The organism is Allosalinactinospora lopnorensis (genome assembly GCF_000981225.1).
Taxonomy (GTDB): Bacteria; Actinomycetota; Actinomycetes; order Streptosporangiales; family Streptosporangiaceae; genus Allosalinactinospora; species Allosalinactinospora lopnorensis.
Window position 1 is genome coordinate 1 of sequence record NZ_LAJC01000055.1, and the last position, 25893, is coordinate 25893.

Sequence of the window (25893 nt, forward strand, 5' to 3'; positions counted from 1 at the left end):
CAGCCGGCGGTGGCGCTCCGGCCGGCCGCGGCGCTCCGGCCCCGTAGGCCCGTGGCGCGCGCTGTCGGTGTCGCGCGCTCAGTTCCCCGCCGCGTTCGGGACGATCTGGATCTTCACCCCGCTCCGCCCCGCATGAGGTCGAGCGCCTCGGGGTACCGGTCGAGCGGGAGAGCGTGGGTGAGCAGCGGAGCGGTTTCGATCTCCCCGGAGGCCAGCAGGTCCCGTGCGGCCCGGAAACTGTTCAGCACCGCCATCGAGCCGACGAGAGTGATCTCATCGTTGTACACGCGGAACGGCGAGAGGCTGATCCGGGCGTCCTCCGGTGCCACGCCGAAGACGAGGAACCGGCCGCCCCTCCGCAGCGCGTCCAGCGCCGCCTCCATCGCCGGTGGCGCGCCGGTGACGTCGACCGCGGCGTCGAAACGCGCGCCGTCGAGTTCGTCGACGCTGGTGGCGGTGGCCTGGGCGCCGAGGGTGCGGGCGATGGCGAGGCGCTCGGTGTTGTGGTCGACCATGGTGACGCGCGCGCCCCCGCGCTGCAGCAGCTGCTGTAGCAGCAGCCCCATGGTTCCGGCCCCGGCCAGCAGGAACTCCTCTCCCGGCTGCACGCCGACGCGGCGTAACCCGTGCACCGCGCAGGAGAGCGGCTCGATGAGGGCTCCCTCCTGGAAGGACATCGACTCCGGAATCCGGTGGCAGTTGACCGCCGGGACGCTCACGTACTCGGCGAAGGCCCCGTCGACTGTGTCGCCGATGGCGCCCCAGTTGCCGCAGAGGTTGCCGCGTCCGGCGCTGCAGGCATCGCAGTAGCCGCAGAAGAGCGAGGGGTCGACCGCGACGCGGTCACCGGGCTGGAGGTCTCCCGGGGCGGCGGGTCCGAGCTCGACGACCTCACCGCTGAACTCGTGTCCCGGGACGAGTGGGTACGGGCTGGGGGGAACTCCCCGTCGGCGATGTGCAGGTCGGTACCGCAGATACCGCACGCGCCGACCTTGACGAGCACATACCCGGGCCCAGGGCTCGGCACCGGCCGTGCACCGGTTCCCACTTCACCGGGTTTCTCGACTATTGCTACGCGCACCGAAACTCCCCACAATATTCGCTCATATGAGCGATGACACACTCACTTGATCAATCACATTGAAGCGCCCGCGCAACGGCATGTCAACGTATGATTTGCATAATGAGCACGAGTAACCTCAGATGAGCAGAGGAGATATGCGGCAGCACGACGACACCTCACCGCCCCACTCCGGCACCGAGGGTCAGCAGGTCAGAGGGCCCGCTGAGCTGCTCATGGCGGCGAATGTCGCCCGGCGCTTCTACCTCGAGGGGCGGTCCAAGGTGGAGATCGCCGAAGAGTTCGGGCTGAGCCGGTTCAAGGTCGCCCGGATCCTCGATCTGGCCCGCGAGGCCGGTATCGTCCGGATCGACATCCGGGTTCCTGGACAGATCGACGCTGAGCTGTCCGGCGCCCTTCAGACGGCGTACGGGCTGAAGCGGGCGATCGTGGTCCGGACCGTCTCCGACAGCCCGGACAACCTGCGAAGCCAGATCGGAACGGTGGCCGCGGACCTGCTCACCGAGATCGTGGAGGACGGCGACGTGCTCGGGCTGGCGTGGGGGCGGACGCTCAACGTGGTCCTGCAGGCGCTCACCCGGCTGCCTCGCTGCACGACCGTGCAGATCAACGGTGTCTACTCGCAGCGCGTCCCGTCGCGGGGAGCGGTCGAGACCGTGAAGCGCGCCGCGGAGCTGTCCGGCGGTACCGCGTATCCGATCTACGCGCCCCTGATCCTGCCCGATCCGGATACGGCGCAAGCGCTGCGCGCGGATCCCGGGATCGCTACCGCGTTCAGCTGGTTCAGCCGGCTCACCAAGGCCGTCGTGTCGATCGGGGCCTGGGAGGAGGACCTGTCCACGGTGTACGACGCGCTGGACCCGGTGACCCGCAAGGCCTACCGCGACCTCGGCGTCCGAGCGGAGATGTCGACGCACCTGTTCGACGCCGAGGGCCAGGAGGTGCGCACCGACCTCACCGACCGCGTGCTGACAATCAGCACCGAGGAGTTGCGCCAGGTGCCTGAGGTGATCGCGATGGCCGCGGGTGAGGAGAAGGTGGAGGCGATCGACATCGTCCTGCGCTCCGGCCTGGTCTCGACGCTGGTCACCGACGCCGCCGTGGCCAGGCGGCTGGTCGGGGGCTGACAGGGACCGCGGCGCCGTTCACGGAGTCCCCGATCCCGGTACCGGCGGCGCTCCCCCGCCCGCCGCTGCGGTCGGACCCGAGGACCGGCGGTAACCGGCCTGGAAGTCCACCGCTGCGCCGCCCGCGCGGACGCGGGCGGCCGCTGGTCTCTTGGAGCACCGGCGGATCAGCCGGGCTCGTTTCCGGGTTTCCACTTGATTCCGCATCCCATGCTGGGGTTCTGCGGTTCCGGTGCCGCGCGCCCCGCGAGAACCGCGTCGAGCGCGGCCCGCAGGCTCGCACCATCGGCGGGCAGGTCGTTGCTCGGCCGGGCTCCGTCGAACTCGCCCCGGTAGGCCAGCCTGCGCTGCCCGTCGTAGAGGAAGAAATCCGGGGTGCAGGCGGCGCGGTAGGCCTTGGCGACCTCCTGGGTCTCGTCCACCAGGTAGGGGAACGCGAAGCCGGCGCGCTTGACCTGCTCGGCGAGGTGCTCGGCGCCGTCATCGGGATGGGTGTCGACATTGTTACTGCAGATCGCGACGGTCGCCAGCCCTCTGCCGCGGTACTCGGCCGCCACCGCGCCGATGCCGTCCTCGATCCTGCGCACATAGGGGCAGTGGTTGGACATGAAGACCACCAGTAGCGCGGGAGCGCCGGCGAAGTCTTCGAGAGACATCGTTTCGCCCTCGACGGACGGCAGGGCGAAATCAGGGGCGGGCGTGCCCAGAGCGACCATAAACGAATCAACTGCCATGCCACGAGTCTTGCACATACCTCGCCCGTGGGTGCGTGCCGCTACAGAGCCGGCCCGTGCGCGCCCGGTATCGGCCGTTCCGGGCTCACTCGTGCGGTCTCTCCTCATCTGTGCCCTGCTTCGCCACGTAGGCCCCGACGATCCGCGCGATCACCGTGGCGAGGAACAGAGTCCCGCCCACTGCCTGGAGGGCGGCCAGGGAACGGGCCCACGGGTGGACCGGCAGTATGTCGCCGTACCCCAGCGTGGCCTGGGTGACGTAGCTGAAGTAGGTGAGCTGCTGCCACGCGAGGTAGGTCTCCGGATGCACCGTGTCCTGGAAACTCCCCTGCCACAGGATCTCCATCGAGCTGAAGACGGCGGCGAACACGCCGCCGATGAGCAGGTAGACGCAGACGGCCGCCTGGATCAGGTCCGCCCCAGGCGCCCCGCTCCTGCGGAAGATGAACTTCCCCAGCGAGTACGCCAGACCGACCTGGAAGAGGCCCAGCGAGACGAGCATGCCCAGGCGCGCGTCCTCGTTCTGCTGGTCGAACGCCACCCATATCCCGAACACCAGGAAGACCGGGGTGATGACGAGCAACGGCACCAGACGATCCCGCTCGTCACGCACGGTGAGGATCCCGGACACGACCATCCAGGCGTACAGCAGCATGTAGAGCCCGGTCCACCAGTCGCCGTAAAGCGTCACCGGGAAGCCGAACTGCAGCAGGATCAGGACCATCAGGAAGGCCCCGAGGTTCCAGCGGCGCTTCATCGACGCCTCCCCTTACACGACGATTCGGGCGGCATGGGACCGACCGCCGCCGGGAGAGTTCAGTAACCGCCGTTGTCCCGCTCTGTGGCCGGGCTGTCGGCGCCCGTGTCCTCGCAGGCCGCCAGCCCGAACGCCGCGAGTGCGGCGATGCACGCGGCGGCTGCCGGGCGGCGCGCGGCCGCCAGCGGCGTCGAACCCACGCGGACCTCCTTAGGGTTGTCGGTGTCTGCCCGCCGCGCTCGTGCGGTAACGCGGACGAGCGGGCACGCTACCCACGGACCTCTCCCGCAACCGCAGGCGCGAAACCACCGCAAAGCGCCGCCGCGCCTGTTGGGCGCGGCGGCGCTTCTAGGCCGCTCTTCAGGCTGATGGGCCCGAGCGGGGTCTGTCGTCCGGGTGAGGCGGGCGGCTACTTCGAGAGCAGCTGGCGGAGCACGTACTGCAGGATGCCGCCGTTGCGGTAGTAGTCGGCCTCGCCCGGAGTGTCGATGCGCACATCGGCGTCGAAGGTGACCCCGGTGTTGGTGCTCACCCGCACCGTTTCGGGGATGCGGCCCTTGTTGAGCTCGGTGACGCCGACGATGGAGAAGATCTCCTCACCGGTCAGGCCGAGGGAGTCGGCCGAGGAGCCCTGCGGAAACTGCAGGGGCAGCACACCCATACCGATGAGGTTCGAGCGGTGGATGCGCTCGTAGGACTCGGTGATGACCGCGCGGACCCCCAGCAGACGGGTGCCCTTGGCGGCCCAGTCCCGCGAGGACCCGGACCCGTACTCCTTGCCGCCGAGCACCACCAGCGACGTGCCCTGGGCGGCGTAGTTCTGCGCGGCGTCGTAGATGAACGTCACCGGCGCGTCGGCGCCGTCGCCCTGGGTGAAGTCGCGGGTGTAGCCGCCCTCGGTGCCCGGTGCGAGCTGGTTGCGCAGCCGGATGTTGGCGAAGGTGCCGCGGATCATCACCTCGTGGTTGCCGCGCCGCGAACCGTAGGAGTTGAAGTCCTTGCGTTCGACCCCGTGCCGGCGCAGGTACTGGCCCGCCGGGGTGTCCGGCTTGATCGCACCGGCCGGTGAGATGTGGTCGGTGGTGACCGAGTCGCCGAGCTTGGCCAGGACGCGCGCGGAGACGATGTCCTCGACCGGGGCCGGCTCCTCGCGCATGCCCTCGAAGTACGGGGGCTTGCGCACGTAGGTCGACTCGTCGTCCCACTCGAAGGTGTTGCCGGTCGGAGTGGGCAGCGAACGCCACCGCTCATCGCCGGCGAACACGTCGGAGTAGGCGTTCTGGTACATGTCCGTGGCGATCGCGGAGTCGATGACCTCCTCGATCTCCTGGGGCGAGGGCCAGATGTCGGCGAGGTAGACCGGCTCGCCGTCGGCGCCGGTGCCCAGCGGTTCGGTGGTGATGTCGACGTCCATGGACCCGGCCAGGGCGTAGGCCACGACGAGCGGCGGCGACGCCAGGTAGTTCATCTTGACGTCGGGGTTGATCCGGCCTTCGAAGTTCCGGTTGCCGGAGAGCACCGAGGTGACGGCGAGGTCGTTCTCCTGGACCGCCTTGGAGATCTCCTCGGGTAGCGGCCCGGAGTTCCCGATGCAGGTGGTGCAGCCGTACCCGACCAGGTTGAAGCCGAGCTTGTCCAGGTAGGGCGTGAGGCCGGAACGCTCGTAGTAGTCGGTCACGACCTTGGAGCCGGGCGCCAGCGACGTCTTCACCCACGGCTTGCGGGACAGTCCCTTCTCCACCGCCTTCTTGGCCAGCAGGGCGGCGCCGAGCATGACCGAAGGGTTGGAGGTGTTGGTGCAGGAGGTGATCGCCGCGATCACCACGGAACCGTGGTCGACCTCGGTCTCGGTGCCGTCGGAGAGCGTGACCTTCACCGGCTTGTTCGGCCGGCGGCCCAGCTGCGCGGTGGTGTGGCTCGCCGCGCCGCCACCGTTGTTGCCGGTGGTGAAGACCGCGGGAGAGTCCGAGGCGGGGAAGGACTCGGCGGAGGCCTCGTCCACACCGTTCTCGATGCCGTCGTCGTGCACGTAGTCGCGCACGTTCTTGCGCCATGTCGGCTTGGCCTCCGACAGGGCGATCCGGTCCTGCGGGCGCTTGGGACCGGCGACGGACGGAACCACATCGCTCAGGTCCAGTTCCAGGTATTCGGAGAAGGCCGGCTCGTGTGCGGGATCGTGCCAGAGGCCCTGCTCCTTGGCGTAGGCCTCGACAAGGCCGGTCTGGGCGTCGCTGCGGCCGGTCAGCTTCATGTACCGGATGGTCTCGTCGTCGACCGGGAAGATCGCCGCGGTGGACCCGAACTCCGGGCTCATGTTGCCGATGGTGGCCCGGTTCGCCAGCGGCACCGAGGCGACGCCATCACCGTAGAACTCGACGAACTTACCGACCACGCCGTGGTCGCGCAGCATCTCGGTGATGGTGAGCACGAGGTCGGTGGCCGTGGTGCCGGGGTTGAGCCGGCCGGTGAGCTTGAACCCGACGACGCGCGGGATGAGCATCGAGATCGGCTGGCCGAGCATGGCGGCCTCGGCCTCGATGCCGCCGACGCCCCACCCCAGGATGCCCAGGCCGTTCTGCATGGTGGTGTGGGAGTCCGTGCCCACGCAGGTGTCGGGGTATGCCTGGCCGTTGCGGTTCATGGTGACGCGGGCCAGGTGCTCGATGTTGGCCTGGTGCACGATTCCGGTTCCCGGCGGGACCACCTTGAACTCGTCGAAGGCCGTCTGGCCCCAGCGCAGGAACTTGTAGCGCTCGTGGTTGCGCTCGTACTCGAGCTCGACATTGCGCTCGAAGGCGTCCGGGCGGCCGAAGAGGTCGACCACGACGGAGTGGTCGATGACCAACTCGGCGGGGGCGAGCGGGTTGATCTTGTCGGGATCGCCGCCCAGTGCGTTGACGGCCTCGCGCATGGTCGCGAGGTCCACCACGCAGGGGACGCCGGTGAAGTCCTGCATGATGACCCGCGCGGGGGTGAACTGGATCTCCTGGCTCGGCTTGGCCGCAGGGTCCCAGTTCCCGAGGGCGCGGATGTGCTCGGCGGTGACGTTCTGGCCGTCCTCGGTGCGCAGGAGGTTCTCCAGCAGCACCTTCAGGCTGTAGGGAAGCCGCTTGGCGCCCTCGACGGCGTCCAAACGGAAGATCTCATACGATTCGCCACCAACGCGGAGCGTGTCACGGCTGCCGAAGCTGTTCGCGGACACGGTGTTTGCCTCCTGATCTCGCCACTTTCTCTCCGGCATCCTCCCGCAGTGGCGGTGCCGGGACATCACTGAGGCTGCCCTTACGAGATCGCCCCGAAAAGCGTGGCCCACCCACTCCCGACGCTACTCGGAGCGGCCTTGACCGGCCACAGCGCCCCCGGCCGCAGCTTCGGCTGGGCGCCCCTTCCGACTACATCGTGCCAGCCGGAACACCCGTTGGCGGTCAACCTCACACGCTCAGTGATTCATCTCGCCTGTTATCTCGATGTCAAGCTATCGAACGTGTATCTCGATATCAAGTTATCGGGGCGGCGCCGCCCCGCCGCGTTCCCCGGACGCACCCGGCTAGCGGACCTGCGGCGCCACTTGCGACGCCACCAGTTCCAGGTGGTCCAGGTCGGCCAGGTCGAGGACCTGAAGGTACAGCCGCTCGGCCCCGATCTCGGAGAAACGGCCGATCCTGTCGACCACCTCGGCCGGGCTGCCCGCCAAACCGTTCTCCTTCAGCTCCGCGACGTCGCGACCGATCGCCTCGGCCCTGCGGGCGACCTCGGCATCGTCGCGGCCGCAGCACAGTACCTGCGCCGCGGAGTAGCGCATCGGCTCGGTGCGGCCGGCGCTCTTCACCGCCAGGCGAGTGCGTTCGAACGCCGCCGCTGTCTCGGTGACCGAACGGAACGGCACGTTGTACTCGTCGGCGTGCGCCGCGGCGAGCCGCGGTGTGCGTTTCGGGCCGGTGCCCCCGAGAAGGACCGGCGGGCGCGGTGACTGCTCGGGCTTCGGCAGCGCCGGTCCGTCGACGAGGCGGTAGTGCCGCCCTTCGTAGCGGAACGTCTCCCCCCGCGGGGTGGCCCACAGTCCCGTGACGACGTCCAACTGCTCCTCGTACCGTTCGAACCGCTCGCGGGCCGAAACAGGGAAGGGGATCCCGTAGGCGGTGTGCTCCTCCTCGTACCATCCCGCGCCGAATCCGAACTCCACCCGGCCACCGCTCATCTGGTCGACCTGCGCGACGCTGATCGCCAGCGGACCGGGGTGGCGGAACGTCGCCGCGGTCATCAGCGTGCCCAGGCGGATCCGGGAGGTTTCGCGCGCGAGCCCGGCCAGGGTGATCCAGGCGTCGGTGGGCCCGGGAAGACCGTCGACGGCCCCCATCTTCAGGTAGTGGTCGGAACGGAAGAAAGCATCGTAACCGAGCTCCTCGGCGGCCCTGGCCACTGAAAGCAGGGTGCCGTAGGCGGCGCCCTGCTGCGGTTCGGTGAAAATCCTCAGACGCATAGGACCTATTGTTCTACTGCTGAACGAAATCGCGTAACCGGAACGCGTGTGCCGTCTACCGCGGCCGGACCCTCACCCCGCGCACGGCCTTCCGGCCGCTCGGGGTCGGCGGCACCAACTTGAACGCCGACCGGTCACACGCCCCTCGGGCAGCGCCTACTCCCGGGCCAGGGTCGCCACGCACTCGACATGGTGCGTCATCGGGAAGGAGTCGAAGGCGCGCAGTCCCACCAACTCATAGCCCGCCTTGACGAAGGTCGCCAGGTCGCGGGCGAGCGTGGCCGGATCGCACGAGACGTAGGCGACCCGCCGGTTCCGCAGCTCAGCCAGCTGCTCGGCGACGGCCTCACCCACTCCGGCCCGCGGCGGATCGACCACGGCGATGTCCACCCGCATGTCGACCCACTCCCTGAGCTGCGCGGCGACATCGGCCCGCTCCACCCGCGCCCAGGGGGCGTCGCGCAGGTTGTGCCGGGCGTCGCGCACCGCTTCGGCATTGGCCTCCACACCCAGCACGCGGCCCTCGGGGCCCACCGCGTCGGCAAGCGCGCCGGCGAACAGTCCGGCCCCGCAGTACAGGTCGAGCGCGGTCTCGCCGGGCTCCGGCCGCAGAGCCTCCAGCACCGCGTCGCTCAGCACACCGGCCGCGGCCGGATGCACCTGCCAGAACCCTCCGGCGTCGACGCGGTACTCCCGCTCGCCAACGGTCTCGCGGACCCCGCGCCGCCCCCGAACCGGCTGGGTCCGGCCTCCCTTGAAGCGGCGCAGCACCGCCGCAGACGCCTTGGGGGTGGGCAGGAGCGGCAGCTTCGCACCGCGCGGGGTGACGACGACCGCGGTGTCGGCGCAGGAACCGGATGTGACCGCCTCGACTTCGCTGACGCCGTCCCACCGCAGCCCGGGGATCCCGATCCGGTTCACGTCGGGGTGGGCGATGGCGCACTCGTCGACCGGTTCGATCTCGTGCGAGCGGTGCCGGCGGAAACCGGGCCGGCCGTCACCGCCGACGGCGAACCTGACCCGGGTGCGCCAACCGAGCCCGTCGGGCGTGCCCGGCAGCTCCTCGACCCGGACCTCGCGGTCGATCCCGGCGATACGCCGGAGCTGGTCGGCGAGCACGTCCCCCTTGATCCGGCGCTGCGCTTCCAGCGAGGCGTGCTGCCAGTCGCATCCGCCGCATCCGCCGGGCCCGGCGAACGGGCACGGCGGCTGCACGCGCTCCGGTGAGGCCTCCAGGATCTCCACGGCATCGGCGCGCAGGAAGCGCTTCGTCTCCTCGGTCACCAGCGCCCGCACGCGTTCACCCGGCAGCGCGTGCCGGACGAAGACCACCTGCTCGTCGTGGCGCCCCACGCACCACCCGCCGTGGGCGACGTTCTCGACGCGCAGTTCCAGCCGGGCGCCGACCCGGCTTCCGGCTGCGGGATCCGCGGAAACACCACGGCTCATTGGGGACCTCCTCAGGCGGACGGGACTACTCGGGCGCCATTCGGGTGACCCGGCGCAGCCACCACCCGTCTGCGGCCACTCTAACCGAGCCGGACCCCCGCAAAGCCCCTGCGAGGGTACGGGCCCCGGACGGAACGCGCCAACGGACCCGCGTCGACCGGGGACACACGGCCGCGGCGGGCGGCGTCCACACTCTTCGGACCGATCCGGTTGGGCGCGGCCGGTTGGGTATACCTTCGCCTGGGGGCACACGTCCAAGATGCGTGGCCCGTTGGCCGAGCGTGGATTCACAGGAGCGGATGACCAGTGCACGTTGTCATATTGGGCTGCGGGCGGGTGGGGTCCACGCTCGCGCACACGCTGGAGGACATGGGCCACACGGTTGCCGTGATCGATCAGGACCCCGACGCGTTCCGGCGGCTGCGTTCCAGCACCGCCAAGACCGCGGTGGCCGGGCTCGGGCACGACCGCGACGTGCTCGTCTCGGCCGGTATCGAGGACGCTTCCGCGTTCGCCGCGGTGAGCAGCGGAGACAACTCCAACATCATCTCGGCCCGGGTGGCGCGCGAGACGTTCGGAGTCGAACACGTCGTGGCGCGGATCTACGATCCCCGGCGCGCCGAGGTCTACCAGCGGCTCGGCATCCCCACTGTGGGAACCGTCCATTGGACCGCCGACACCATCCTGCGCTGGTTGGTCCCCGGCGGCCCCGGGTTGGACAGTGGACCGCTGTGGCGCGACCCTTCGGGGAGTCTGGTCATGACCGAGGCGCCGCTCTCCTCCGCATGGGTGGACCGGCGGATCGAGCAGCTCGAAGCCGCCCTTCCGCTGCGCGTGGCCTACCTGGCCCGGGCCGGCGAGATCCTGCTGCCGCGCAGCGACGAGACGCTTCGCGCCGGCGACGTACTGCATGTGCTCGCTCGAAGTGACGAGATCCAGGCCGTCCAGGCGCGGCTGCGCATGTACGACAGCGAGGGGAACGGGGTTTAGATGCGGGTCGCTATCGCCGGGGCGGGCAGCGTGGGGCGTTCCATCGCGGCCGAGCTGACCGGCAGCGGACACGAGGTACTACTGATCGACCGGGATTCCCGCGCAATCGGACTCGACGAACTGCCGAACGTGGAGTGGCTGCTCGCCGATGCCTGCGAACTGTCCTCACTGGAGGACGCCCGGCTCGGTGAGTTCGGCGCCGTCGTCGCCGCGAGCAGCGATGACAAGGCCAACCTGGTGGTCTCTCTGCTCGCCAAGACGGTGTTCGGGGTGCCGCGGGTGGTCGCGCGGATCAACGACCCGTCGAACGAGTGGCTGTTCACCGAGGCGTGGGGAGTGGACGTCGCGGTGTCGCCGCCGCGGCTGATCGCCGCCCTGGTGGAGGAGTCGACCGGCATGAACGAGGCCGGTGAGGCGATGGCGCTGATGTCGCTGCCGGACACCGACCTGTTGGAGTTCACGTTGCCCGAGGACGGCGCCCACGTGGGCCGTCCGGTCCGGGAGCTGGTTCCCGACCTTCCGGAGGACATCGTCCTGGTGGCGGTCGTCCGCGAGGGGCGGGTCCGTCCTCCCGCGCCGGAGACCGTCCTGGAGCCGGGCGACGAGCTGGTGTTCCTCAGCAGCGCCGAATCGGTGCAGGAACTCGGCGGGATCCTGGTGCCCGGCGCCCACCAGCCCCGCTGAGGGGCGTTCGTCCGCCGGGGCCGGACCTGCGCGGGGTGGTCCGGCCAGCACCGGTCCCGCGGTCCCCGCACGCGCAGGGGCGCGGGTCGTTCAGCTCTGCCTGCCGTCCAGGGATCCCTTGTCCGGGGACAGTGTCCCGGGTTCCACCGGCGTGCGCCCGCGCGCCAGCAGCCAGACCATCACCGCCAGCACCGCCACCTGGAGCGGCCAGCCCATACCGATCTTGGCGATTCCGAGCAGGGCGAACGTGTCGGCGACCCCGTGCTTGGCGGCCGCCCACAACGGGTACTGCACCGCGACCCGGATCAGGCACGGGAGCACCAGCAGCCACGTCAGCTGGGAGCTGAGTTTGACCACGGCGCGGTTCTCCCGCCAACCGGTGGGATCGCCGGTGACCGCACCGATGAGCAGCCCGACGGCGGGCCAGCGGATGAGGATGGTCAGTATGAGCACCGCGGCGTACACCGCGTTGTAGATGATGCCCGGCAGGAACGCGTCTTCGGCGTCCCCGCTGCGCAGCGCGAATACCGCGGCGATAGCGATACCGAAGAGGCTGTTCACGACGAACTGCACCGAAGAGCGCTGCGCCAGCCGGACGGCGGCCAACAGCACCGCAGCGGCGATCCCCAGTCCCAGTGCGAGCCTGAGCTCCTGGCTGATCAGATAACTGAGCGTGAAAGCCACTGTCGGGACCGCCGCCTCGACCATGCCCCGCTTGCCGCCCAGCGCCTTGGACAGCTGCGCCCGGACGACGGCTTCGACGGTGTGCTCCGACACCTCCTCTGCGGCCGGTCCGTCCTTTCCGGCATCGCCACCCGGCAGTGTGGACGATGGGGTTTCGGCGTCGCCGTCGGCCGCGCCGGCGGACCGGTGCTGGTCGGTCATGCTGCTCCCGCTGGTGTTCGAGCCCGCGGCCCGTTGATCCGGCAACCGCTGAACTGCTCGGTTGCGATGTGCGCTCTGCCGTCCAGCCTAGGGCAACGGCGCTGCCCTCCGCGTGACTTCGAGGTCGGCCGGCACGTTTCGCCGGGTGGGGCGGCCGGACCGTCCGAACCACCCCGATGACGTCGCATCCATGACATCGCGGACCCGGGTACCTAAGCTGGCGCCCAGAGCGCACGGCTCTCGGCGAGGAGAACACCATGGCTGTTCCGTCTGTTTCGCTCCGGCCCGACCACCTCGGCTTCGCGCTGCGGCTGCACGCCCAGATGTCCGGCTCCGGGCGGTCCGGACTGGTGTGGTCGCCCTACTCGGTGGCGTGCGCGCTGGGGCTGGTGGCCACGGGCGCCAGAGGCGCGACCCGCGAGGAACTCACCGGGCTGCTCGGCGGGGACCTGGAGGCGCACCTGGCCGCTCTGGACGACGCCGTGGCCTCCGGTCCGGAACTGGCCACGAGCACCGGGCTGTGGCTCCGCGACGACCTTCCGCTCCGCCCGGAGTTCGAGGCCACCGTGCGCGCCCGTCCCGACTCCGGTGTGTACACGGCCGACTTCCCCGGCGACCCCGACGGGGTCCGGCGGACCATCAACGCCGAGGTCGCCAAAGTGACCAACGGCCTGATCAGCGATCTGCTCTCCCCGGGCACGGTGCAATCGCGCACCCAGGCACTGCTGGTCAACGCGCTCTGGGTCCGGCTGCAGTGGCAGAAGCCGTTCGAGACCGACAAAACCGCCCGGAAAGACTTCCACGCCCCGACCGGGACCCGCCGGGTGCCGATGATGCGCCGCCGGGGGCAGATCCCGTACGCGCAGACCCGCGGATGGCGGATGGTCTCCCTCGAAGGAGACCACGACCTGGTGCTGGACGTGCTGCTGCCCGATGAGGATCATCCAGGCGCGGAGCTGGCACCGCAGACGCTCACCGAGTTGCAGCGGGCCGCCTCCCCCACCGAGGTGGACCTCGCGCTGCCGCGGTTCGAACTCACGCACCGCGCGCAGTTGTCCGGCGCACTGACCGACGTGGGTGTACGCACCTGCTTCACCTCTCAGGCCGATTTCGGCGGCATCTCCGAACGCCCGCTCCTCATCGACGAGGTGGTCCACCAGGCGCGGCTGCGCGTCGACGAGAAAGGCGCCGAAGGTGCCGCCGCGACCGCCGTGATCATGCGGACCGCGGCGTTCACCCCGTCCAAGCCCGTGGTGTTCACCGCCGACCGCCCCTTCACCTTCGTGCTCCGCCGCCGCGAGGCCATCCTCTTCCTCGGAGTCGTGGCCGATCCGGAGGATCCGGGCCCCGCCAAGTGACAACGGCACCGGTCACCGCGGGCCGACACGCACGGACCGGCGCCGTCCGATCGGGCGTTACCGGAATCGGCGGGGGCACGCTGTGCGGCGAAGGCGTACCCCCCGGTAAGGCGGAGCTCGCGCACCGCTGCCTTTACAACGTAGATTTCTACGTTGGCCGTGCGGGCCGTCGAGACAAGACCGGGCCCTCCCATCGCCGGGAGGACCCGATTCGCTCACGATCGGCGCAGGAGGTCAGTCGCTCCCCGCATCGGCCTCTTCCTGGGACTGCTGCGCCTTCTTGGCGGTCTCCATCGACTTCTGGATCTCCGGCGGAACCTTGATCTCCAGCAGATCCCGCGGCGGGACCGGCTGTTCTCCGCGCACCACCACGATCTTCTGGAAGATCTCCTCGATCTGCGCCATGACCTCGGGCTTGCTCGCGCCCTCACCGCGGACCACACCACGCAGGATCCAGCGCGGGCCGTCGACGCCGATGAACCGCACCCGCTGGCCGAGCTGCTGCCCCTGCTCGTTCTTCTTGCCCTCGACCGGGATGACCGCCCGAAGTTCCGGACCGAACGTGCCGTCGAAGTCCTCGACCTTGCCGCCCTGCCCGGTGACCTGACCGCGCAGCTCCTCGCGCATCTCGTCCCACAGGCCGCTGGATTTCGGCGCGGCGAACGGCTGCACCTGGATGGCGCTCTTACCGCTGACGAGGGTGACACCGATGATCTTCTGCTGCTTCTGCGCAACGTTGATCTGGACCTCGATACCCTGCTCCACCGGGACGCGGATACTGCCGAGGTCGAGCCGGGACACCTCCGGCGCGTCCTCCGCCGCATCCCACGGCCCCTGGACCCGGTATCTGTCCTCGTTCTTGTTCGGTTCCGGCGCCCCCGACGGCTGTGCGACGGCCTCAACGTCGCCGGCGGCGCCGTCCTGCTGGCTCTTCTTGTTCCGGCGTCCGAACACGCCTTACACCTCTCCCGCTTGGTCGTCCCCAGTGTGGCCGGGGAGCATGATCGTCATCACTGCGCTGCGTGGCCGCCGGTGGAGCCGAAGCCGCCCGTTCCGCGCATGGACTCCGGGAGCGCGTCCACCTCGCGGAAGACCGCCCGTTCGACCCGCTGGATGACCAGCTGGGCGATCCTGTCCCCGCGCGCCAGCTTGACCGGTGTCCGCGAGTCCGTGTTGATCAGGGTCACCCGGATCTCGCCGCGGTATCCGGCGTCGATCGTACCGGGAGCGTTGACGAGGGTAAGGCCGCACCGCGCCGCCAGGCCTGATCGGGGGTGCACGAACGCGGCGTAGCCTTCGGGCAGCGCGATCGCGACACCGGTGCCCACTGTTGCGCGCCCGCCGGGCTCGAGCACGATGTCCTCGGCGGTGACGAGGTCGGCTCCGGCGTCGCCCGGATGCGCATACTCCGGAAGAGGCAGGCGGGGATCGATGCGGCGGACCTGGATCTCCACCGCGCCGTCAGGGGAATCGCTACTCACATTTCGTGAGCTTATCGCGACCGGCTCCCCCTCCGGGACGTCGACACCACCCGACACTGCGTCCAACGGGGCGCCCCGTTGGACCGACCCCGGCTTATCCGGCCGCTTCCGGCAGGGTGACCTCGACCCGCAGTTCGGAGTCGCCGGTGATCTCGAAGTCCAGCGTCGAGGCGCGGCCGGCGGCCGCGATGTCACCGCGCGCGACACGCGCGCTCTCGACGTTCTTGCCGCGTGCGACGACGTGCTCGACATCGGCGCGCATCGACAGCTTCGCCTCGGACTTGGCCTTCCGGATCGCCCGCAGCACCTCGGAGGTGGCCGCGAGCACTCCGGGGTCGCCGCCCTGTGCCGCTGTGCGGAGTTCGGTGGCCTCCGGCCAGGAGGCACCGTGCACGGAGCCCTCGCGCCACCAGGACCAGACCTCGTCGGCGACGAACGGCAGGAAGGGCGCGAACAGTCGGTTCAACGTGGACAGCGCGATCAGCAGGGCCGCCCGCGCCGACGCCGAGCCCTCGGACCCCGTGTCGTATGCGCGGGCCTTGACCAGCTCCAGGTAGTCGTCGCAGAACTCCCAGAAGAACCGCTCGGCGCGCTCCAGGGCCCGCGTGTGGTCGAAGTCGTCGAACGCCGTGGTGGCCTCCTCGACGACGTCGGCGAGCGCGGCCAGCATGGCGCGGTCCAGCGGTTCGGTGACCGTGCGCGGGTCCTCCGAAGCCTCGTCGCCGGCGACCGACAGGGCGAACTTGCTGGCGTTCAGGATCTTGATGGACAGCCGGCGGCCGACCTTCATCTGCCCTTCGTCCAGCGCGGTGTCGGTGCCCAGCCGACCGCTGGCCGCCCAGTAGCGGATGGCGTCGGAGCTGTACTTCTCCAGCAGGTCGATCGGGGTGACGACGTTGCCCCGCGACTTCGACATCTTCTTGCGGTCGGGGTCGAGGATGAAACCGGAGATGGTGGCGCGGTGCCAGGGCAGCCCGCCGTGCTCGAAGTGCGAGCGGACGACCGTGGAGAACAGCCATGTCCGGATGATGTCCTGGCCCTGCGGGCGCACGTCCATCGGAAAGACCCGCTGGAACAGGTCGTCGTCGCGCTCCCAGCCGCCGGCGATCTGCGGCGTAAGGGAGGAGGTGGCCCAGGTGTCCATGACATCGGGATCGCCGATGAAGCCGCCCGGAAGGCCGCGCCGGTCCTCGGTGTAGCCGGCCGGCGCCTCGGAACTGGGGTCGACGGGAAGCGCCGCCTCGTCGGGCACGATGGGGGTGCCGTAGCGGGGGTTGCCGTCGGCGTCCAGCGGATACCAGACGGGGAAGGGAACCCCGAAGAACCGCTGGCGGCTGATCAGCCAGTCGCCGTTGAGCCCCTCGACCCAGTTCTCGTAACGGGGCCGCATGTGCGGGGGGTACCAGGTGAGCTCCCGGCCTCGGGCCAGCAGGGCGTCGCGGACACCGGTGTCGCGGCCGCCGTTGCTGATGTACACTGCCGGGTGGTGACGATCTCCAGGGGCTTGTCGCCCTTCTCGTAGAACTTCACCGGGTGGGTGATGGGCATGGGCTCGCCGAGGAGCTCACCGGACTCGCGCAGCATCTCGACCATGCGCTCGCGCGCGGTGTGGACCGTGGCGCCGGCGAGCCTGCCGTAGGCCGCCCGGCCCTCCTCGGAGTCGACGCCCTGCGGCGGCTCGGTGACGACCCGGCCGTCCCAGCCGACCACGGGACGGGTCTCCAACTGCAGCTCGCGCCACCAGGTGACGTCGGTGACGTCACCGAAAGTACAGATCATCGCGATGCCGGTGCCCTTTTCGGGGTCGGCCATGTGGTGCGCCTTGACCGGGACCTCGACGCCGAAGACGGGCGTGCGGACGGTGCGGCCGAACAGGCCGGCGTAACGCTCGTCGTCGGGATGCGCGACAAGCGCGACACAGGCGGGCAGCAGCTCGGGACGGCTCGTCTCGATCTGGACGGTGCCGCCTCCCGTCCCGGAGTCGCCGTCGGTGCGGTGGAAGGCGATCCGGTGGTAGGCGCCGGGGCGCTCCCTGTCCTCCAGTTCCGCCTGGGCGACGGCGGTGCGGAAGGTGACGTCCCACAGCGTGGGGGCCTCGGACATGTAGGCCTCACCGCGCGCCAGGTTGCGCAGGAACGCGCGCTGGGCGACCCTCCGGGAGTCGTCGTCGATCGTGGCGTAGGTGTAGCGCCAGTCGACGCTCAGACCGAGCCTGCGCCAGATGTGTTCGAAGACTTTCTCGTCCTCGACGGTGAGCCGGTCGCACAGCTCGATGAAGTTCCCACGGGAGATCGAGAGCGGTTTCTTGGGGTCGGGTTTCGCGGGCGGGGAGAAGTCCGGGTCGTAGGCGATCGACGGGTCGCAGCGGACGCCGTAGTAGTTCTGCACTCGGCGCTCGGTGGGCAGGCCGTTATCGTCCCAGCCCATCGGGTAGAAAACCGACTTGCCGCGCATGCGCTGGAAGCGGGCGACGGTGTCGGTGTGCGTGTAGGAGAACACGTGGCCGATGTGCAGCGTCCCCGACACCGTGGGCGGCGGGGTATCGATCGAGAAGATCTCGTCGCGGCTCTTGGTGCGGTCGAAATGGTAGACGCCGGACTCGTCCCATACGTCGACCCATTTCGCCTCGATACCGTCGAGCGAGGGCTTGTCGGGCACGCGGAAGGAACGAGAGCGGTTGGTCATGGGCTAATGGTATTGGCTCTGCGAGCGTGATCGCTCCTGGTTCTCGCCAACTTGCCAACTTGTGGATCCGCGGTCTTCGGCCGCGCGTCGGCACGACACCCGCGGGCCGCGGCGGCTGTGGCCGGTCGACAATGCATGGCAGTATTTCGGCCAGCCCCTTCCAACATCACCGACGACAAGGAAAGCGATCGATCACATGGCAAAAAAGGAAGGTGAGCTCGCCGCGCAGATCGTCGGCGGCGTGGCCGCCCTCGCCGCCGGGTACGCGGCACGCAAAGTCCTGACCTTCGCCTGGACGCGGGCGACCGGCAAGGAGCCGCCGACCGAACCGGAGTCTCTGGACGTCAGTCTCGGGGAGGCCCTGGGCTGGGCGGTGCTGACCGGCGTGGGCATGGAGGTCGCGCGGGTACTGGCGGTACGCGCCGCTTACAAGCGGATGCGGCCGCGGAGGCACCGCGAGATCGGTGAGGCGTAAGCGCGAACGCGGTCGCGGTCCCTGGTCCGCGCCCGTCGAAGAGGACCACGGGACGCCCCCCGGAACGGCGTCCCGTTCTCTTCGCGCGCTCCGACGCACGCCTCGGTCACCGGCCGGCGGGCAGCTCGACAGCGCGCAGGTCGGCGCGTACGGAACCGGCCAGCGCGATCGTCGCGGCGCGGTTGAGCGCTCCTCCGGCCACGGCGCCGGTCAGGTAGGGGCCGAGCGTCGAGAGGTGCCGGCCCATCACGTGCATCAGACGCCTGCGCAGCGCGGCCTTCGCCCCAGCGCCCAGCACGATGGCCAGGGAGTCGCCCACCTGCACGCGGTCGACCCCGCGTTTTCTGACCCATGCCATCAGGTAGTCGGAGCCGCGCTGCACCCCCGAACCCAGCGGCTGCGCACCGTAGGTCTCGTGCAGCTCGCCGATGAGCTTCACCTCGATGGCGGCGACCACGACGGTCTCAGCCGCGATTTTCGCGGGCGCCGTGAGCAGCAGCGGAGGCGCGGCGAGCTGCACGGCTGCCAGGGCTCCGCCGGCCGCGCCGACCACGGTGGTCGCACGGGCGGCGTTGCGCACCAGCGTGTCGGCCAACTCATCGCCGTCCAGGCCGTTGTGGTGGCGGCGCAGTGTCTCGCGATCGCGCACCGGTACGCGCGGGGCGATCTCATCGGCGAACAGGTCCGTGAGCCAGCGGCCTCCGGCCGCCCCCTTGACCCCGGCGGCGCGGGCGCTGCCGGCCAGGGCCCGGGCGAGCCGCCCGAGCAGCTGCGCGCTGCGCCGCGGATCGCCGCCGTCGTCGCTGACGATGCGGCCCACGAGCTTCCCGACGTCCGCACGCCTCTCGGCGGGCTGCTGTTCGGCGGGGGTGGCCCCTTCCTCGCCACGGGTACCGTTATCGCCGTGCCTGCTGCGGGACATGCCTCTTCCCTTCCCCTATCGCCCCTCACTCACAACCTAGACGACCCGGGCCGCGGAGGACGGGCGGCTGCCCCGGCTCCCGCTTCCCACCTCCTGCACAATGATGCGCCCCCGGCAGCGGGGACGCATCACACGCTGTGGCACGCCGACCGTCGAGGCAGCGGGAGAGGGAGACGCCGGTTTCAGGCAGCGCACTCCTTGCAGACGAGCTGCCCGTTCCGCTCCTCGGCGAGCTGGCTGCGGTGGTGTACCAGGAAGCAACGAGAACAGGTGAACTCGTCGGCCTGGCGCGGCAGAACCCGTACGGCGAGCTCCTCGCCGGAGAGATCGGCCCCAGGAAGCTCCATCCCCTCCGCTACTTCGTCAGGGTCGACGTCAATCGTGCTAGTGCCCTTGTCCACCCGACGTGCCTGCAGCTCTTGAAGGCTGTCCTCGTTGATATCTTCGTCGGTCTTACGCGGGCTGTCGTAGTCGGTGGCCATACTGCTTGCTCCATCCCCCTCGTTCTATGCCTCGTTGCGCGGGTGTAACGCTTGAGCGCCGCATCTTGTGCCCGAATCGGTCGGAAAATTCCGGTGGCGTAAGTGGACTGTGACCCCTCCCCGGTGTCGTCGCACCGGATGGCAGCACAGAGTGACCGAACGCGGCCGCTGCGCCGCGCGCCGCGGATCGGCTCCTTGTCATGTGCTACCCAACGCCCGAAGGATTCCGACCTATTTCCGCAGTCTTCCCTCACACCGATCGAGCGCGGGTTCTCTACGGGCAAGGTCAGAACAGACACGTTCACGCCGGGCGAAATTCCCGCCGTGTTTACGCCCGGGAGAGCATACCCACCTTTGGCAACTGCTCGGACCTCGGGTCACCGTGTCGTCGGACACGTATAGATATCACGTATTGGGAGGTCGCGCACCTTGCCACGGGTGCGTGTTACCGATTACCGCCCGATGCTCCCTCGCGCGCCTGCCCCGGGAAGCACACGGTGACCACGAGGCCTCCCCCCGAGCGAGGCCAGGCGCTCACGTTTCCCCCGTGCGCGCGCACCACGGAACGCACGATGGACAGCCCCAGGCCCGCGCTCTTGCTGGAACGGACCCGCTCCCCGGACCCGCGCCGGAACGGCTCGAACAGTCCCTCGACCTCATAGGCGGGGATGATCGCACCGGAGTTCTCCACCTGGACCGCGGGCTGCCCCTCGTAGAAGCCGGACCGCACGGTGATCTCGCCGTCGTCCACGTTGTACCGCAGTGCGTTCTCCACCAGGTTGGCCACCAGCCGTTCGAGTAGCACCGGGTCGCCGTTCACCGGCGCGCCGCGCAGGTCGGAGCGCAGCATCAGCCCGGCCTCCTCGATCTCCTGGGAGAGTTGGCTGAGCACCGTGTTGGAGACCTCGCCGATGTCGACGACGGTGCGCACGTCCAGCTCGCGCTCGCTCTTGGCGAGAAACAGCAGGCCGTCGATGAGGCGTTCGTGGCGGGAGTTGGTCTCCAGCAGGGTGCGCCCGACCGTTTTGAGGTCGGCGGAGGCATCGGGGTCGCTCAGGGCGACCTCCAGCAGCGTCCGGTTGATGGCGAGCGGGGTGCGCAGCTCGTGCGAGGCGTTGGCGACGAAGCGGCGCTGGCCGTCGAAGGCGCGGTCGAGACGCTCCAGCATGTCGTCGAAGGTGTCGGCGAGCTCCCGGATCTCGTCGTCGGGTCCGCTGAGCGCGATGCGCTCGTGCAGGGAGCGCTCCGAAAGCCGACGGGCGATCCGGGTGATCTTGTGCAGCGGCGACAACGCCCGGCCGGCCACCACGTAGCCGAGCGCCACGGCCAGCAGCCCCACGATGACCAGTGCCAGCACGGAGAAACGCGTCACCTGCGCCAGCACGTCCTCGATGAGGGAGCTCTTCACCGCCTCCACCAGATCGGGGTCGTCGGCGTAGGGAGAGCCCGGCTGCAGGGTGAAGGTCAGGTTGTCCAGGAGCGCGGCGACAATGACGTAGTTCAGCAGGACCAGCAGCGAGCCGGCGGCGAAGAACAGCATGCCGTAGATCAGCGTCAGCCGGGCCCGCAGGCTGATGTTGTCGGTCAGCCGGTGCACACCGCGCGACACCGACCCCTCGGTGTTCCCCGGCTGGGAAGGCTGGGTGTTCAGCCGGCGCCACGTCCCCGTGTCGCCCGGCGGAGTCGCGGCGACCTCACCCGGCGGCCCGTCGTCGGCGCCGACACTCAAATCCGGTACCCCGCGCCGGGAACGGTCTGGAGGACGGGGGGATCGCCGAGTTTCTTGCGCAGCGTCATGACGGTGACCCGCACGACGTTGGTGAACGGGTCGGCGTTCTCGTCCCAGGCCTTCTCCAGCAGCCCTTCGGCGCTGACGACCGTTCCTTCGGCGCGCATGAGCACCTCGAGAACGGCGAACTCCTTGGGCGTGAGCGCGAGCTCGCGGCCGTCCCGTTCCACGACGTGGTTGGCCGGATCGAGAGTGACCCCGCTGCGCCGGAGCACCGGAGGCAGCGGCGGGACCGCGCGGCGGCCCAGCGCACGCACACGCGCGATCAGCTCGGCGAAGGCGAAGGGTTTGGCCAGGTAGTCGTCGGCGCCGAGGGTGAGTCCCTCGACCCGGTCCTCAAGCTCCCCGGAGGCGGTGAGCATCAGGATCCGCCCGGTGTAGCTCCGGTCGACCAGGGACCGCGCGACGTCGTCGCCGTGGACACCGGGAAGGTCGCGGTCGAGCACGATGACGTCGTAGTCGTTGACGTCCGTGTGTTCCATGGCGCTGTCCCCGTCGTAGACGACGTCCACCGCCATCGATTCCCGGCGCAGTCCGACCGCCACCGCTTCGGCGAGGACCTGCTCGTCCTCCACCACAAGTACCCGCACTTTGCCCTTCGCTTCCGAGCGGCCGGGTAGGCCGCTGCCGGCGCATCCCCCAACACACCGGCAGCGGCGTCTATCCCCCGGCTATGCCGACTGTTATCGCACACCCCGAATAAGAACCGGGTAAACCACCGCGCTCCTCCGTGGCGGCGGCCACGCGGGAGCGGCTCCGGGTTCACTCTCTCCACCGTCTCACGAGATCAACGTAGGGCGGTGGATCAGGTGCGGCAACTCCGAGTCGGTCTCCGGGAACCCTGGATCCCGGAGGTCCGGTCCTCGTAGGACCGGCCCGCCGGGCCCCTGAACGGGAGTCGCTGCCGGCGCATCCCCCAACCGCCGGCAGCGACCTTCACCCCGCACATTTCAAACGTGCCACATATGGGATAAGAAACAGGTAAGTACTGGCATGAATCATCCGATGTGCTGTAGGCCACCCGCGCCGGGCGCGCCATTCGCCCCCTCGCTGCGTCGCCCGCCGGACAGCTTGGCATGATGGACAACCGCGGCACATCCAGACCGGTCACAGATCGGTCACGTTCCGCTGTCGAGGTTTCGCCGGGGGACGGTTGCGGGTAGGGCCAGCAATCGCCGGGACGGAACACGACAGGTGCGTCCATTGCGCCCCTGCCGGGCCCCCGCCCGACCGCTTCCGGCCCTCGCAAGACCCATGCCGACCGAGTGGGCGCCCGCACGCCTGGACCCACACGGCCCTGTCACAACGCTGTGACTCGATGTAGCGCAGACACGAAACAAGTGAGGTGAAATGGGCGAGTTCGTCGCGGAGATCAAGGTCCGCATTTCAGAGACCTACAAGTCGCTCCAAGCAGCCCGGGCCGCCGGAGACGACTTCCTCGCCGACGCCCACGCGTCGGAACTCGAGGATTTGCACCGCATCGCCGCACGGAACGGTATCGACCCACACTGCGCGTAGTTTGCGATCGTGAAGATGCGACAGGGGCCGGCCGGATCACTCCGGCCGGCCCCTGTCGCGTCGGTCACGCGCCCTGGTGCGCCACCGTGCCATCGGTGTCGGCGCTCAGCGGCGCGAGCAGGGCGTGCAGCTCCTCGAAGAGACCCGGAACGGCGGCGACGAGGAGTTCGGGGTTCGGGGGAGCGCCGTGCAGGCCCTCGACCCTCACACCGGCTTCCCGCGCGATCAGCGCGGCGGCACCCCAGTCCCAAGCGTTCAGCCCGCGCTCGTAGTAGGCGTTGGCCCTCCCGCGGGCGAGTGAGCACAGGTCCACCGCGGCCGAACCGCAGCGGCGGATATCGCGCACCCGCGGCAGCACGGTACGCAGCACCTCGGCCTGGTGTGCACGCCGTTCGGCGCTGTACCCGAACCCCGTGCACACAAGCGCCATCTCCAACGGCACCGCGTCATCGGCCCTGAGCCGCCGGCCGTCGCAGTAGGCGCCGCCGCCGAGCGTGGCCGTGTAGACCTCCCCGCGGACCGGGACCACCACGGCCCCGGCCACGACCTCGCCCATGGACTCGGCGGCGATCGACACCGCCCATTCGTCCCGGCCGTACAGGTAGTTCACCGTGCCGTCGATCGGATCGACGATCCAGCGCACACCGGTGGAGCCGGGCTCGGAGCCGCCCTCCTCCCCCAGAACGGAATCGCCGGGTCTCGCGTTCAGCAGGCGCTTGCGGATCAGCTCCTCGACCGAGCGGTCCATCTCCGTGACAACGTCGGTCGGTGTGGACTTGGTGTCGAGCACGTCCACGCCGGCCTGCCCTTCGGCCGCCAGCCGCCCAGCCTCTCGGGCGACGTCGGTGGCGAGGTCCAGAAGCCGGGCAGGGTCGGCTGCGTGCATCGTTGGTTCCCCCGTCGTGGTCGTCTCCGGCCGCCGGTGCTCAGAGCAGTTCCGGACGGCGCCATTCCTTGCCGTGCACGTGGTGGTCCAGGAAGGCGAAGATCGTCTCGTACCAGATCTTGATGTTGCCCGGGGCGAGGACCCAGTGGTTCTCGTCCGGAAAGTACAGGAACTTCGCTTCGACATCGTGGCGGAGCAGATCCCACCACAGCCGGAGCCCTTCCCCGATCGGAACGCGGTAGTCCTTGTCACCGTGGATGATGAGCATGGGCGTGTTGATGTTCGTCACGCTCAGGTGAGGGGAGTTGAGCTCGTAGCGTTCGGGCTGCGTACGCGGCTCGCCGAACTCCTGAATCCAGACCGGAGGATAGTCAGTGGTGCCGCCGAAGGCGTCCAGCATCCACAGCGATGCGTGGCTGACGATGGCCCTGAACCGGTCGGTGTGTCCGGCGATCCAGTTGGCCATGTAACCGCCGAACGACCCGCCCATCATCGCGGTGCGCTCGCCGTCGATGTCGTCGCGGGCCACGGCGGCGTCAGTGATCGCCATGAGGTCGGCGCAGGTCCGCGGTCCCCAGCGGCCCCAGCCGCGGCGCAGCATGTCCTGGCCGTAGCCGGTGGACAACGCCGGGTCGGGGAGCAGTACGGCATACCCGCACGCCGCCATCAGCCACGGGTTCCATCTCCAGGACCAGCTGTTGAAACTCATGTAGGGGCCGCCGTGCACCCATAGCAGGAGCGGAGCCGGGGACTTCGCCGACGCTTCTTCCGGCAGGACCAGCCAGGACCGAACGCGGGTGCCGTCATCGGCCACCGTCTCCACCTCGGTGAGGGATCCCGGAACCTGCAGCGGTTCCTCGGGCGCCTTCAGCCGGACGGGGTCCGCGCCGGCGGCCGCGGCGTCGAGGCGGACCGGTGTGGGCGGCTCGTCCCAGGAGTCGCGCAGGGCGTAGAGGGTCGTGCCGTCGGGGGCGGGGTTCAACTCGCTGTAGGCGCCGTCGTCACCGGTCAGCCGGGTGACCTCGCCGGTAGCGAGCTCGATCCGGTAGACGGGGCGGCGGCCCTCGAAATCGGCGACGATGAACACCGCGGAGGAATCGGCGGCCCAGGCGTGGTCGCGCGGCCAGAGGTCGTGCTCGGGGAGCAGGTCACGTTGCTCGCCGGTGGCGAGCTCGACCAGCCACAGCGTCGAATCGCGGGGCTCGCCGTCGTACTCGCCCGGGAAGTACCGCCGGACCGCGACATAGCGGCCGTCCGGGGAGACCCTGGGAGCGGTGAGATCGACACGGGGATCGGCGGCGAGCACGCGGCGCTCGCCGCCGGCCGTGTCGACGGCGACCAGCACGGTATGCTCCTCCGCATTGCCCTTGGGCGTCCGCCAGTCGGTGACGACCGTGCGGCCGTCGGGGGTGATGTCGGCGCTGTGGTCCTGCAGGGCCGTTCCCGGAATGGGGGTGAGGTCGCGCGCCTCACCGAGGCCGGCGGCACCGTCTTCGGGGGGCTCGGCGGCGTAGAGCCGGGGGTGGGCGGGGCCGATGTCGCTGTCCCAGAACCGCACCGGGAAACCTTCGTGCAGGATGGCCGTCACGCCGGCCTCCTTGCGGTCCTTGCGCGCCCGCTCGTCGGCGTCGGCGTCGATGCTGCCGGGGTGCGTCTCGGCGGAGTAGACGACGCTTCCCGTCTCGCGCGCGACCGAGAAGGATCCGATCCCGCCGGGGTGCGAGGCCACCTGGCGGGCCTCTCCGCCGTCCGCGGGCAGCAGCCACAGGCCGGGCCCGGGGGCGGCGGATTCTCTGGACGGCGCTTCGGGGTCGGGGCGCGCGGAGGTGAAGAGCAGGGAACCGTCAGGGAGGAATCCGGGCGCCGCCTCCCCCGCTGTGGAGCGCGTCAGCCGGCGCGGCTCCCGCCGCCCGTCGGGATCGATCTCCCACAGTGCCGTCCCGAACGCCTTTCCGTCCGGTTCGAGTTCGCTGACTGGTGCGACGAGGCGCGTTCCGTCCGGGGAGAGCCGCAGTCCGTTGACGCGGCGGAGCCCGATGTAGTCGGACAGTTCATACCAGCAACGAACCACGACATTCCCTCCGAATCCGCCAGGCCTTGGGCATCACGA

The 25893-nt window shown here is 69.8% G+C and carries 21 protein-coding genes and 2 pseudogenes; 6 read left to right on the forward strand and 17 right to left on the reverse strand.

The window, feature by feature from the left end; translation table 11 throughout:
• Nucleotides 1-78: 78 nt before the first annotated feature.
• A pseudogene (locus tag VS93_RS18650) lies at nucleotides 79-1081 on the reverse strand (zinc-dependent alcohol dehydrogenase family protein).
• A gap of 209 nt (nucleotides 1082-1290) precedes the next feature.
• Here VS93_RS18650 and VS93_RS18655 point away from each other — a divergent pair.
• Nucleotides 1291-2208 (forward strand): sugar-binding transcriptional regulator, encoded by a 918-nt coding sequence (locus VS93_RS18655; RefSeq protein WP_236700609.1) that lies wholly within the window; start codon nucleotides 1291-1293, stop codon nucleotides 2206-2208.
• A gap of 167 nt (nucleotides 2209-2375) precedes the next feature.
• Here the strand turns inward: VS93_RS18655 and VS93_RS18660 are convergent, their stop codons facing one another.
• From VS93_RS18660 to VS93_RS18680, 6 genes are all read right to left on the reverse strand, one after another.
• Nucleotides 2376-2942: a thioredoxin family protein gene (locus tag VS93_RS18660; RefSeq protein ID WP_046471192.1), complete on the reverse strand. Its 567-nt coding sequence runs from the start codon at nucleotides 2940-2942 to the stop codon at nucleotides 2376-2378.
• 85 nt (nucleotides 2943-3027) lie between these two features.
• Nucleotides 3028-3699 (reverse strand): potassium channel family protein, encoded by a 672-nt coding sequence (locus VS93_RS18665; protein WP_046471193.1) that lies wholly within the window; start codon nucleotides 3697-3699, stop codon nucleotides 3028-3030.
• A gap of 59 nt (nucleotides 3700-3758) precedes the next feature.
• Complete coding sequence (locus VS93_RS29345) at nucleotides 3759-3899, reverse strand: hypothetical protein (RefSeq protein WP_156184918.1); 141 nt, start codon at nucleotides 3897-3899, stop codon at nucleotides 3759-3761.
• Nucleotides 3900-4108: 209 nt separating this feature from the next.
• Nucleotides 4109-6940, reverse strand: coding sequence for an aconitate hydratase (locus VS93_RS18670; protein ID WP_173434329.1), 2832 nt, complete (start codon nucleotides 6938-6940; stop codon nucleotides 4109-4111).
• A 306-nt stretch (nucleotides 6941-7246) separates the two neighbouring features.
• The gene (locus tag VS93_RS18675) at nucleotides 7247-8179 is read right to left on the reverse strand and encodes an LLM class F420-dependent oxidoreductase (protein ID WP_046471195.1); all 933 of its coding nucleotides are present in this window, start codon (nucleotides 8177-8179) and stop codon (nucleotides 7247-7249) included.
• 156 nt (nucleotides 8180-8335) lie between these two features.
• Nucleotides 8336-9628 (reverse strand): class I SAM-dependent RNA methyltransferase, encoded by a 1293-nt coding sequence (locus VS93_RS18680; RefSeq protein WP_046471196.1) that lies wholly within the window; start codon nucleotides 9626-9628, stop codon nucleotides 8336-8338.
• A gap of 306 nt (nucleotides 9629-9934) precedes the next feature.
• On the opposite strand from VS93_RS18680, the gene VS93_RS18685 reads away from it, so the two are divergent.
• Nucleotides 9935-10618, forward strand: a complete 684-nt coding sequence (locus VS93_RS18685) for a potassium channel family protein (protein ID WP_046471197.1) — start codon at nucleotides 9935-9937, stop codon at nucleotides 10616-10618.
• Nucleotides 10619-11302: a potassium channel family protein gene (locus VS93_RS18690; protein ID WP_046471198.1), complete on the forward strand. Its 684-nt coding sequence runs from the start codon at nucleotides 10619-10621 to the stop codon at nucleotides 11300-11302.
• Nucleotides 11303-11392: 90 nt separating this feature from the next.
• Here the strand turns inward: VS93_RS18690 and VS93_RS18695 are convergent, their stop codons facing one another.
• A complete protein-coding gene (locus VS93_RS18695; protein ID WP_046471199.1) occupies nucleotides 11393-12187 on the reverse strand; it encodes a DUF3159 domain-containing protein in 795 nt (264 codons plus the stop codon).
• 257 nt (nucleotides 12188-12444) lie between these two features.
• Between VS93_RS18695 and VS93_RS18700 the strand changes: the two genes are divergently transcribed.
• A complete protein-coding gene (locus tag VS93_RS18700; protein WP_046471200.1) occupies nucleotides 12445-13545 on the forward strand; it encodes a serpin family protein in 1101 nt (366 codons plus the stop codon).
• A 234-nt stretch (nucleotides 13546-13779) separates the two neighbouring features.
• On the opposite strand, the gene VS93_RS18705 is transcribed toward VS93_RS18700, so the two are convergent.
• The 3 genes and pseudogenes from VS93_RS18705 to valS all read right to left on the reverse strand — a co-directional run bounded on the left by VS93_RS18705 (nucleotide 13780) and on the right by valS (nucleotide 17711).
• On the reverse strand, nucleotides 13780-14499 hold the full coding sequence (locus tag VS93_RS18705) for a DUF3710 domain-containing protein (protein WP_046471201.1): 720 nt from the start codon (nucleotides 14497-14499) through the stop codon (nucleotides 13780-13782).
• Nucleotides 14500-14555: 56 nt separating this feature from the next.
• The gene (dut, locus tag VS93_RS18710; protein ID WP_394298833.1) at nucleotides 14556-14999 is read right to left on the reverse strand and encodes a dUTP diphosphatase; all 444 of its coding nucleotides are present in this window, start codon (nucleotides 14997-14999) and stop codon (nucleotides 14556-14558) included.
• A gap of 121 nt (nucleotides 15000-15120) precedes the next feature.
• Nucleotides 15121-17711, reverse strand: a pseudogene (gene valS / locus VS93_RS18715) (valine--tRNA ligase).
• A 196-nt stretch (nucleotides 17712-17907) separates the two neighbouring features.
• On the opposite strand from valS, the gene VS93_RS18720 reads away from it, so the two are divergent.
• Nucleotides 17908-18186 carry a DUF4235 domain-containing protein gene (locus tag VS93_RS18720; RefSeq protein WP_046471203.1) on the forward strand — a complete coding sequence of 93 codons (279 nt, stop codon included), beginning with the start codon at nucleotides 17908-17910 and terminating at the stop codon, nucleotides 18184-18186.
• 106 nt (nucleotides 18187-18292) lie between these two features.
• Here the strand turns inward: VS93_RS18720 and VS93_RS18725 are convergent, their stop codons facing one another.
• From VS93_RS18725 to VS93_RS18740, 4 genes are all read right to left on the reverse strand, one after another.
• Entirely contained in the window at nucleotides 18293-19108 is an 816-nt protein-coding gene (locus VS93_RS18725; RefSeq protein ID WP_082127008.1) for a hypothetical protein, read from the reverse strand.
• 182 nt (nucleotides 19109-19290) lie between these two features.
• Nucleotides 19291-19590, reverse strand: a complete 300-nt coding sequence (locus VS93_RS18730; protein ID WP_046471204.1) for a DUF4193 domain-containing protein — start codon at nucleotides 19588-19590, stop codon at nucleotides 19291-19293.
• Nucleotides 19591-20035: 445 nt separating this feature from the next.
• A complete protein-coding gene (locus tag VS93_RS18735; RefSeq protein ID WP_046471205.1) occupies nucleotides 20036-21319 on the reverse strand; it encodes a sensor histidine kinase in 1284 nt (427 codons plus the stop codon).
• Nucleotides 21316-21969 carry a response regulator transcription factor gene (locus tag VS93_RS18740; RefSeq protein WP_046471206.1) on the reverse strand — a complete coding sequence of 218 codons (654 nt, stop codon included), beginning with the start codon at nucleotides 21967-21969 and terminating at the stop codon, nucleotides 21316-21318. The genes VS93_RS18735 and VS93_RS18740 overlap by 4 nt, the downstream gene beginning before the upstream one ends.
• 760 nt (nucleotides 21970-22729) lie before the next feature.
• Here VS93_RS18740 and VS93_RS30100 point away from each other — a divergent pair.
• Nucleotides 22730-22897: a hypothetical protein gene (locus VS93_RS30100; protein WP_173434330.1), complete on the forward strand. Its 168-nt coding sequence runs from the start codon at nucleotides 22730-22732 to the stop codon at nucleotides 22895-22897.
• Between the two features lie 64 nt (nucleotides 22898-22961).
• On the opposite strand, the gene VS93_RS18745 is transcribed toward VS93_RS30100, so the two are convergent.
• Together VS93_RS18745 and VS93_RS18750 are read right to left on the reverse strand one after the other, a co-directional pair.
• The gene (locus tag VS93_RS18745) at nucleotides 22962-23783 is read right to left on the reverse strand and encodes an inositol monophosphatase family protein (RefSeq protein WP_046471207.1); all 822 of its coding nucleotides are present in this window, start codon (nucleotides 23781-23783) and stop codon (nucleotides 22962-22964) included.
• A 40-nt stretch (nucleotides 23784-23823) separates the two neighbouring features.
• Nucleotides 23824-25854 (reverse strand): S9 family peptidase, encoded by a 2031-nt coding sequence (locus tag VS93_RS18750; RefSeq protein ID WP_046471208.1) that lies wholly within the window; start codon nucleotides 25852-25854, stop codon nucleotides 23824-23826.
• Nucleotides 25855-25893: the final 39 nt, after the last annotated feature.